Consider the following 10,030-nt stretch of genomic DNA (forward strand, 5'->3'; position numbering starts at 1 on the left):
ATCTTTCCGTGCACGACTACCGGATGCGCGGGCTAAACCAGTTCCCGAGCATATCATCGACCCGAGTCACCTGATCCAGCACTTCCTGCCTAGTCGGGTTCGGGTTCGTCTCATAAAATCTGTTCCACTCGACACGGATCTGACTCAGATGAACCCTGCTATTGATGTCACCCTTCGGTATTCCCCGCAAATTCTCCAAGGAGTGCATTTCGTCCGCCGAAAACAGGCCAGGGTATCGCTTGAGCACCTGCTGCTCGATGGCGTGATGGACTACAACCTTCCCCTTGAGCCCGGGATGCGCCTCGAAGAATGTCTTTTTGTAGTTGTGACTTGCGGCACTTCCGACTGACGCTTCGGTTCGCGCGGGCACGTTCGGCCCCAGCACTGTCTCGTTTCGGGCTGCGGCCTGTCGGGCAGCGTCCTCGCAAGGAGTGAGCCCCAGCGGATCCGACCACGTCAACGGATTGTGGACATAGATGGTGGGGTTTGGGCTCGCAGCCAGGCCCAGAGGATCACTACTGAGATAACGAGCGGTTTCGGGGTCGTAGTAGCGGAAGACGTTGTAGTGAAGACCAGTTTCTAGGTCGAAGTACTGACCAGGGAAACGCACCGGGGTGTAAGCGCGCGCAGTGCGACTCCAGGTGGTGGCACCCCATAGCGTTGCCCGCGCGAGCCAAGCTATCTCGCCTTCCTCGTCCACGAGTTCGGTGGGGGTGCCGATGAGATCGGTCACGATGCCGAAGAATCGCTGATCGATTTCATGTTGGCCGGCATCCGCATCCAGTATGCGTTCGGTCTGCGCTATGGGGTGTCGCCCTTGGTGGTCCCACGTCAAGACGACTGCCTGCGGCTGGTCGACGGACCACGTCTTCTGCTCGCACAGCGTGGTGCCGTCCCACACGAAGTCGGTGCGCTCCGCGACGCCTGCACCGTCCGCGGTGTGCCGTTGCTTGGCGATACGACGCCCGAGCGGATCGTAGAGATATGTCCAGCGGGTGCCATCGGGAGTTGTGACTGCCGTCAGACGGTCCTCAGCATCCCACTCGTAACGCCAGGTGTCCGGCCTGCGCGACAGCCTTGTCTTCTGCCGGAGCGTGATGCGTCCTTGTGCGTCGTACTCGTAACGCACACCGCCGGCCTTTTCCAGACGCAACCCCCGATACCTGCGATCGCCTACCGCTTCCTGCCCGGGGAACACGGCCGGCCAAGACGCGTGCGTCTGGTTTCCCTGTACGTCGTAGCCATAGCGTTCCATGCCCTGCGGGCCATCTACCGCAGTCACGCGCCCCGTCGGGTCCATCTCGTAGACGCTGTGCGCCCCGGCCAGATCCTCGACGCCGTTGAGGTGTCCATCGGACCGGTAGCTGTAGTGACGCCGACCTCTCGTGTGCCCGTCGTGAACCAGGGATTGGGTGGTCCTGCGTCCCAGCGGGTCGTACGTGTTGGCCAAAACAGTGCGGTCGCCGAATCGGCGTGCCAGTTCCTGTCCCAGGCCGTCTCGGTCGAAGCTCATGGTGTTTCCTGAGCTGACGAGCTCGACGGCGCTGCCCGCCGAGTCGTAGCTCCAGTTACTGACGGCACCGCTGGGGGTGATGCGGCTTCGCCGACGCCCGGCCAGGTCGTAGGTGTGAGTCAAACGACGACCATTGGTCGTTTCGGTGAGAATCCGCCCCGTCTCGTCCCGGGTCATGGTGACCGTGACCTCCGGGCTCATCGCCTCAGTGAGGCGGCCGCCCAGGTCGTATCGGAAGCTCGTGGTCTTTCCGTTCAGGGATTTGCTGAGCATGCGGCCCAGAACGTCGTGTTCCATGTGAATGGTCTGGCCCATGAAGTTTGTGCGCGCGATGAGCTGCCCAGCAAGGTCATAGGCATACCGGGTGGCCACACCGTCGAAGTCCGTCTCCGACACCATTCGACCAGCGGCGTCATAGACGTACTGCCACGTATCGCCTGTGGGAGCGGTCACCTGCCTGAGGCGCAGGTCCGCATCGTATGAGTAGGTGAACCGCGCCCCTGCTGAATCCGTCCGGGCGGCCAGCAGGTCGAAGTGTGTGTATTCGTAGGTGGTCACATGGCCGGCGGTGTCCTCGTGGCGGAGGCAATTTCCCTCACCGTCGTACTCCCATGTTTCTGTGCCATCGGCGTCCGTCTGCCGGGTCAGCCATCCCTCAACGGACCATTCGAGACTGGTGACATGACCCATCTGGTCCGTCAACCGGACAGTGCGTCCGAACGCGTCGCGTTCGTGACGGACCACACCGCCGAGCGGATCGGTGATTTCGACGGGTAGTCCCGCCTTGTCCGTGCGGATCCTGGTCGTGTGCCCAAGGGCGTCCGTAAACCCACGCAGGTGCCCGGCCGCCGAATACGCATACCGAATCGTGGCACCATCGGGGTCTATGACCGCTGTGCGGTTCCCCTTCTCATCGTAGGAACTCCGGACAGACGTGTGGTCGGGCAAAGTGACCATAACGGCTAGGCCGAGTGCGTTGTACGTGTACTCGGTGCGAGCGCCGTCAGGGCGCACGACCGCCGCGCAACGGCCTTTACTGTCGTACTCGACCCGCGTGGTCCTGCCCAGTGCATCGGTGTGCGACAGGAGGTGGTGGTTGCTGTCGTACGTCCTTGTCCGCTGGCCGCCGAGAGGGTCGAAGTCGGTTACCACTTGTGAGTCGACGTTGATGACGTAGCGGCTCGAAGCGCCGGCGGCACTCGTTACCGTCGTGACCCGATGACCTGGTCGGTCGCCGTCGATGCCGTCGTAGTCGAAGGTGAAGGAGACATGGCCGGCTTCACCGCCCTGCGCCGTACAACGACCTCGCTCGTCGTATGTGTAGCGGTACGAACTGCCGTTGGTATCGGTCCACTCCGTGATCCGGTGTTGATCGTCATAGGTCAGCCTCAGCGGGACACCGGCGGATCCGACGACTTCAGTGAGCCGACCGTCCGTGTAGAGGAAGCGCTTGACGGTGACGTCGGCTCCGCCCTCGCCGGCCCCACGCAGGTACAGCGCACGAACCCTGTCGTCGGCCACCGTGAACGTCAGGTGATACCCACCGGAGTGCCGCATGGCGAGCGGTGTGCCGTCCGGATCGTAGTCGAACGTGATGGAGGCGCCGTTCCGGTCGGATATCTCGCGTACCAGTGCCAGACCTCGTACCGCGGGTGCAAAGGTCCGTGTGTGTCCCGTGTCGTGATCCTGGATCTGGAAGCCGCCGTCGTCGAGGAGGGTGAGCGGCCAGCGAGGTCCCTGCTCCGGATAGGAAGGAGCGCCGGTGGTGGAAGGGGTTTCATAGGTGAGCAGCATGCCGTCCTCGGTGACGAAGACGGCGCTGTCGTCGGACACCTCCAGTCGCTGGTCCAGCGTGGAGGCCCAGGTCGGACCGAACCACCATCCGCAGCGGTAGTTGGAGGAGCCACGGCGTGTGAACACGAGAGGCAGCAGGCCGGGCAGCTCGACATCCGTCTGCTGCAGATACATCGCGCCCGTTGCTATGTCGACAGGGTCACCACATCCGAAGATCTTGGTCTTCAGACGGTTGTAAGCCCCCTTGGCGCCATCCCCGACCAGGCCCCTGGCACTCCTCCCCAGTCCCTTGACGCCCAGGGCCATGCCTTTGAGGCCGCCCCTGCCGAGCGCTTTGAGACCCTTGGCGAGGCCACCGAGGGTGGTCAGGCCCTTCATACCTGGGATGCAGTCCAGCGCGGCCAGTCCCACATCCCATAGGGACGCCTGCCCCTTGCTGTATTTGTAGAGCGTGTCGGCAAGCACCACCGCCGCCGCGATCAGCACGATCGCGCCCAGGATCGGACCGCCGATGATCATCGCGACGATGCCGACGACCGCCACGACGACCTTGCACACGGCGACGATGGTGTCCCAGTTGTCGGTGAACCAGTCGCCGACCTCTTCCCACCACGACCGGTTCTGGATGCCGGCGTCGGACGCCTCGTCGATCTTCGACTTCGCCTCACGCGCCGCGTCGTCACGCATCTTGCGCGCGTCCGCGGCCATCTTCTTGGCGGCGGCCAGGGCGTCCTGGGCGTCGGAGACGTCCGACTGAGCCTTGGACTGAGCCGACTTGGCGTGCTGGACGTCACGGGTCGCCGCGCGCACCTTCGCCTCATCCGGCTTGTCCCCGTCCGACTTGCTGCCGGTCGGGTCGTCCTTGTACTTGTCCGCCTCCTTACCGGCCCGCGTGACCCACGAGTCGGCCGAGGTAAGGCGAGACTGGGCGGAGGAGAGGCTGTCGCGGGCCTCACGGCCCTTGCGCAGGGCCTTGTCCGCCAGCGACTGCGCCCGCTCCAGCTTCGGCCAGAAGTCCGCCAGCGCGTCCCCGCACATCTCGTAGGACTTCTTCAGCTTCTTGAGGTTCTTCGGGACATCCGCGAAGTCCTCCTTGAAGACGTCAGCCGACTTGCCCGCCCACTCCAGGAGCGTGCCCTCACCTGCCATGCCCTTGACCAGACGCAGCGCGTCGGACACGTCGTCGGCGAAATCGTGCAGAGTCTTCGCGAGCGTGCGCACCCGCTGAGGATCACCAGGCGTCGGATCCTTGTCCAAGTCCAGGACATGCCAGTCCGCAGGCCTGTGCCCCGCCATACCGCAACCCCCGTCACGCCCACATATACAGCAACAACCGTACGCACACGCGAACTTACAAGGCACAGCCGTTCGGCGGAAAGCCCGGGCTCAGAGCATGAGCTGCGGAGATCGGCGTCAGGAGCCGCGTCCGCGCACGGCCCGCCAGGCATCCTCGACGGCATACATGGACCGCAGCCACCAGGCTTCCAGCTTGTTCCGCACCGCCTCATACGCCCACCGCCACTTGAACCATGGCGGAAGCTTCCGGAACGGCACGAAAGTGAGCGTGTCCCCCGATGGCGTTCTCGGCGAAACCGCCGGGGCCTTCGGCGCGCAGGGCCGCGTACAGCTCCGGGGTCAACTCCCCGTTGAGGCGGGCCGCGTGCCCCGCCGCTGTGAAGGCGAACCCGCGCTGACCGGCGTCCGGCAACCGCATCGCCCTCACGATCCGCGGAGACACCTCCGCCAGCGTGCAGTGGAATGTCAGTCCGATCACTGCTGTCCCGAGACCCGCCTCACCACGCCCGAGGGCGGCGTCCCATTCTTCGGGGTCATCGAGCCCCAGCAGACTCTGCCCGTTCTCCCAGTCCCATGTCCGGGACATCGATCAGCCCGTGAACCGGAACGTAGACGTGATCGCGTCGAAGATGTCGAAGAAGGAGTCCGCGAGGTCGAGGACCTGGCTGCTGCCGGCGACCAAGGCGACCTTGCCCTCCTGGTCCGGGACCGGGATGTACGTCTGCATCAGGACGGCTCGGACGGTGCGGTTGAGGGTGTCGCCGGGGACCTCGATGTCCTCGATGCCGTGGGTGCGGGCGGCCGGGCCGACGCCGGGGATGTCGACCGTCGTGACCTTGCGCCACGAGTCGCCCTCACGCTTCGCTTCCTTCACGGCGAGCTGGCTCGCGATGACGGAAGGGGCGTTCGACAGGGGCTCGCCGCGCTCGTTGCGGCCGCCGACCAGGGAGACGGTGACCGAGCCGGTGATCGGGGTGTCGCCGCCGAAGTTCTCCGCCATGCAGCCGCAGTACATCGCTCCCGACTTCCAGGCATCCGCTGCGGCCTTCTGGAGGAAGTCGACGTAGGTGTCCCGATGCGGCTCCAACTCGGGGCGCTGTCGCACCCGTTCGTTCACCATCCGGCGGATCGAGTCGTCCCGCGACTCCGGCCGTACGTCGAACTCCCACCAGGTCTCCGGCACCTTGATCCGGAAACCGCCTCGCTCGACGGTCAGGGTCTCCATGTAGCGGGCCATGACGCCGGCCTCCCTGTTCTCTCGATCACACGATCACTCGTGCGCTCATCGTGTCACCACTCCTCCAGCGTCCAGAACGGTGAGTCCTTCGGCGGTGCGGGGCATACGGGCTGTGTGCTGAAGTCGATGTCCGCGTCCGCGGCCGGGTCCCCGACCGGAACGCGGCCCCGGGGATCCGGGCCGTAGTAAGTGCCGTACGCCCAGTAGGACGGCAGCTCGTGTCCCATGATGTCCACACCCCAAGCGGCCCATTCCCCAGCCCCGTACGTCGCGTTGATCCTCGCGACCGCCTCCGCACGGGAGATGGCACAGTGCTCCACCAGTACATCGGCCATCTCGCGGAAGTACGCGAGCATCTCCTCGTTCAACGGCAACACGAACTCCGTGCCTGTCGTGCCGGCCGTAGGGCAAGCCCCGTACTCCAGGAGCCAGCGCAGGCGCCTGACCTCCGCCACAAGCTGCGGTACCGCCTGTCTGGCCATCGTCGTGAACTCGGCGTCCGGTGTGGTCGGTTCACAGTGTGCCTCGATTGCGTCGAGGTCAAGGTCGAATGCGGCGGGGGTGGGCTCTGAAGGCATGGTCCAGTGTGACCGGGCACGGGGCCGGACAAGCCCCTCGGGGGTGCCCACACCTCAACACACCTGCGGACTGGATGGTCAGAGGGGCCTCCTCCCGGACAGCGTGGGGGCACCACACTCACCCACCTGCCCCCGGAGGATCCCTCGTGCGTACCGTCACCGCTGTAGCCGTCGTGCGCGCCGGGTGGGCTCGGCAGCGAGAGCGGGCGGTGGGCGACGGAGAGGGGTAGCGGACGGAGTGGAGCGGATGGGCCAGGGGCGGCCAGGGCTGAGCCCTGGTCAGTGGCCGGGATGCTCCGGTTTCGAGACTGCGGATACGAATGCGGTCCAGAAGGTGGGCAAGAGAGCCAGCCGGGCCCTGCGTGTGCTTGAAGTCCCGGACGTGTCAGTGCAGCCCCGTACCCTGCGCCCATGACCCGCACCACCCCACCCCGCCCCCTCGACGTCACGACCCTCTACCCCGAGCTCGCCCCACTCGCCCGCACCGCCGTGCGGCTGCATCCCCGGGCCGGTGCGCCGACCGCGACTGACAGTTCGATCGGCGGGCCCCTGCTGTGGCCGGCCGGTGAACCATGGCCCGGCTGCCCCGAGCACTCCGGTCCCTGGCACCGCGGGCTCGACCCGGTCGGCGTCCGGCTGCGGCGGCGGATCCTCGCGGAAGCCTGGGCTCGGCCACGCGCGGAGGGAGAGGAACTGCTGACCGACGAGGAGCGGGTGGTCGTGGGCCGGGCGACCGAGAAGACCCGCATAGCGCAGGACGGGCCCGTCCCGCTGGTGCCCGTCGCCCAGCTGTACGCCTCCGACGTCCCGGGCCTGCCCTGCCCCGACGGTGCCGATCTGCTGCAGGTGCTGTGGTGTCCGTTCGACCACGACCCGGACTACCTGCCGTACACCGAGCTGCGCTGGCGTACCGCGGCCGATGTGGGGACCCCACTCGCCACCGCCCCGCAACCGTCCGTCATCGGCAACGCCGGCTACCTGCCCGAACCCTGCGTCCTGCACCCCGAGCCGGTCACCGAGTACCCGGCACCGCACGAGCTGCCCGAGGAGCTCGCCGAGCGGATCAGCGCGTGGGAGGAGCGGAACGAGGAGGAGGCCGAGGAGGGAGAGGCGGGAGTCTGCTACCAGTACGATCTCGCGGTCGCCCCGGGCAGCAAGGCCGGCGGTCACGCCCCCTGGAGCTTCTCCGATCCGTTCCCCATGTCCTGCCCCGAGTGCGGTGCGGGGGTCCGCCCTCTGCTCACCCTCGACGGCACGGAGTGGGACGGCGGGAGCGGCAGCTGGCGGCCGATCGAGGACGCGGGCTACGACGGCTATCACTTCCTCGGCCCGGCTCGCGACACACAGCTGGAGATCGGCCGGAGCTACAGCATGCAGCTCTATGTCTGCCGAGCGTCACCCGACCACCCGCACGTGCAGAACATGCAGTGATCCAACTCTCCGACACACCGTCGACGTCACGCCCCCGCGGCGAACGGATTGCCGTGCCCAGGCAGCTGCCCGCCCGGCGGCACATAGCGCATCCGCCCGGTGGAGTCGGTCACCGGTGTGAACCCGGCGGCCCGCAGAAGGGCCTCGTACTTGGCTCTGTAGCGCCGGTTGACGGTGAGCCCGACAGGTATGAGCGCCATCACCGCGGCCCAGACGCCGGCAGCGATGGCGACGGCCGTGACCCCCGTGTCACCGATCCCGAACCCGATGGTCAGGGCCAGCGGAACGGCGCCGACGGCTGTGAGCAGGATCCGTTGCCTGTCGGTGTGCCTGGCGGTGATGTCGAAGCTGATGCGGGCCTTGAGGATCTCGACCGCTTCGGGGTCGAGGGGCGGCAGCGCGCCCCCGTCGCTCGCGTTCGGGTATGCCGCCCGGTTCCGCTCGGCCCGTGCGCGGGCCTCGGGGCTCGGGTCGGGCACGATCAGCATCACGTACCCGTTGCCCTGCGGCCCGCCGCCCTGGCGTATGTCGGCGTACTCATAACCGAGCTGCTGGGCGATGAAGGCGAGTCGGCTGAGCTTCGTCAGGGTCGCGATGGCGGGCGCGACCTCGACGGGTTCCCCGCTCGCCATCCGCCTCAGCATCTTCCGCACGTGCTTCTTACTCATGATCCCCCCACATGGTTTCCCTTGGTTCGAACGGCCTCGGCACCCCCCGGCACCGCCGTCCTCACCCACGAGTAAGGGCATTCTGACCCACGGCAAAGGGGCCCGCACGACCGAAGTCGTACGGGCCCCTTCGAGCCACTCAGGTCAGTGGACCCTCAAGCTTGTCCGAAGACTCACTTGTTGATCTTGGTGACCTGGCCGGCGCCCACGGTCCGGCCACCCTCACGGATGGCGAACTTCAGGCCCTCCTCCATGGCGACGGGCTGGATGAGCTCCACCTTCATCTCGGTGTTGTCACCCGGCATGACCATCTCGGTGCCCTCGGGGAGGGTCACCACGCCGGTCACGTCCGTCGTACGGAAGTAGAACTGCGGGCGGTAGTTGTTGAAGAACGGCGTGTGGCGGCCACCCTCGTCCTTGGACAGGATGTAGGCCTGCGCCTCGAACTCGGTGTGCGGGGTGACCGAGCCCGGCTTGATGATGACCTGGCCGCGCTCGACGTCCTCGCGCTTGATGCCGCGGAGCAGCAGACCGACGTTCTCACCGGCCTGGCCCTCGTCGAGCAGCTTGCGGAACATCTCGATGCCGGTGACCGTGGTGGTGGTCTTCTCCTGCTTGATACCGATGATGTCCACGGTCTCGTTGACCTTGAGGACACCGCGCTCGATACGGCCGGTGACGACCGTACCGCGACCGGTGATCGTGAAGACGTCCTCGATCGGCATCAGGAACGGCTTGTCGACGTCGCGCTCCGGCTCCGGGATCGCGGTGTCGACGGCGCTCATGAGCTCGAGAACCGAGTTGCCCCACTCCTTGTCGCCCTCAAGGGCCTTCAGAGCGGAGACCTTGACGACCGGAACGTCGTCGCCCGGGAACTCGTACTCGGAGAGGAGCTCACGGACCTCGAGCTCGACGAGCTCCAGGATCTCCTCGTCGTCCACCATGTCGGCCTTGTTCAGGGCGACGACGATGTACGGAACGCCGACCTGGCGGGCCAGGAGCACGTGCTCCTTGGTCTGCGGCATCGGGCCGTCGGTGGCGGCGACCACGAGGATGGCGCCGTCCATCTGCGCCGCACCCGTGATCATGTTCTTGATGTAGTCCGCGTGACCGGGGCAGTCGACGTGGGCGTAGTGACGCGTCTCCGTCTGGTACTCGACGTGCGCGATGGAGATGGTGATACCGCGCTGGCGCTCTTCGGGAGCCTTGTCGATCTGGTCGAAGGCCGAGGCCTCGTTCAGCTCGGGGTACGCGTCGTGCAGCACCTTGGTAATGGCGGCCGTGAGGGTCGTCTTACCGTGGTCGATGTGACCGATGGTGCCGATGTTGACGTGCGGCTTAGTCCGCTCGAACTTCGCCTTCGCCACTGGGGTCCTCCTGTGGAGTGGTTCTGGTACGCCTTACTCATCGGCGCCAGGTGATCTTTGCTGGAAAGCCCGGGCCCCGGGGCACTCTCACCATGATTGCGGTGGAATGCCCCTCAAGGCTCCGGAGTCAAGCCTACGGCGTGTAG

At 66.2% G+C, this 10,030-nt stretch carries 7 protein-coding genes; 1 reads left to right on the forward strand and 6 read right to left on the reverse strand.

What is annotated here, in order from left to right; all coding sequences use genetic code 11:
* Nucleotides 1–16: 16 nt before the first annotated feature.
* The 4 genes from ABZ016_RS05745 to ABZ016_RS05760 form a co-directional block, all read right to left on the reverse strand.
* Entirely contained in the window at nucleotides 17–4,603 is a 4,587-nt protein-coding gene (locus ABZ016_RS05745; protein ID WP_356915266.1) for an RHS repeat-associated core domain-containing protein, read from the reverse strand.
* Nucleotides 4,604–4,811: 208 nt separating this feature from the next.
* The gene (locus ABZ016_RS05750; protein ID WP_356915267.1) at nucleotides 4,812–5,189 is read right to left on the reverse strand and encodes a hypothetical protein; all 378 of its coding nucleotides are present in this window, start codon (nucleotides 5,187–5,189) and stop codon (nucleotides 4,812–4,814) included.
* Nucleotides 5,190–5,192: 3 nt separating this feature from the next.
* Nucleotides 5,193–5,840: a hypothetical protein gene (locus tag ABZ016_RS05755; RefSeq protein WP_356915268.1), complete on the reverse strand. Its 648-nt coding sequence runs from the start codon at nucleotides 5,838–5,840 to the stop codon at nucleotides 5,193–5,195.
* 53 nt (nucleotides 5,841–5,893) lie between these two features.
* A complete protein-coding gene (locus ABZ016_RS05760; RefSeq protein ID WP_356915269.1) occupies nucleotides 5,894–6,217 on the reverse strand; it encodes a hypothetical protein in 324 nt (107 codons plus the stop codon).
* A 612-nt stretch (nucleotides 6,218–6,829) separates the two neighbouring features.
* On the opposite strand from ABZ016_RS05760, the gene ABZ016_RS05765 reads away from it, so the two are divergent.
* Nucleotides 6,830–7,849, forward strand: coding sequence for a hypothetical protein (locus tag ABZ016_RS05765; RefSeq protein ID WP_356915270.1), 1,020 nt, complete (start codon nucleotides 6,830–6,832; stop codon nucleotides 7,847–7,849).
* 26 nt (nucleotides 7,850–7,875) lie between these two features.
* On the opposite strand, the gene ABZ016_RS05770 is transcribed toward ABZ016_RS05765, so the two are convergent.
* Nucleotides 7,876–8,517 carry a hypothetical protein gene (locus ABZ016_RS05770; protein WP_356915271.1) on the reverse strand — a complete coding sequence of 214 codons (642 nt, stop codon included), beginning with the start codon at nucleotides 8,515–8,517 and terminating at the stop codon, nucleotides 7,876–7,878.
* Between the two features lie 173 nt (nucleotides 8,518–8,690).
* Nucleotides 8,691–9,884: an elongation factor Tu gene (gene tuf / locus ABZ016_RS05775; RefSeq protein ID WP_356915272.1), complete on the reverse strand. Its 1,194-nt coding sequence runs from the start codon at nucleotides 9,882–9,884 to the stop codon at nucleotides 8,691–8,693.
* Nucleotides 9,885–10,030 lie beyond the last annotated feature (146 nt).

The sequence above is a fragment of the Streptomyces sp. NPDC006372 genome, assembly GCF_040612515.1.
GTDB lineage: Bacteria > Actinomycetota > Actinomycetes > Streptomycetales > Streptomycetaceae > Streptomyces.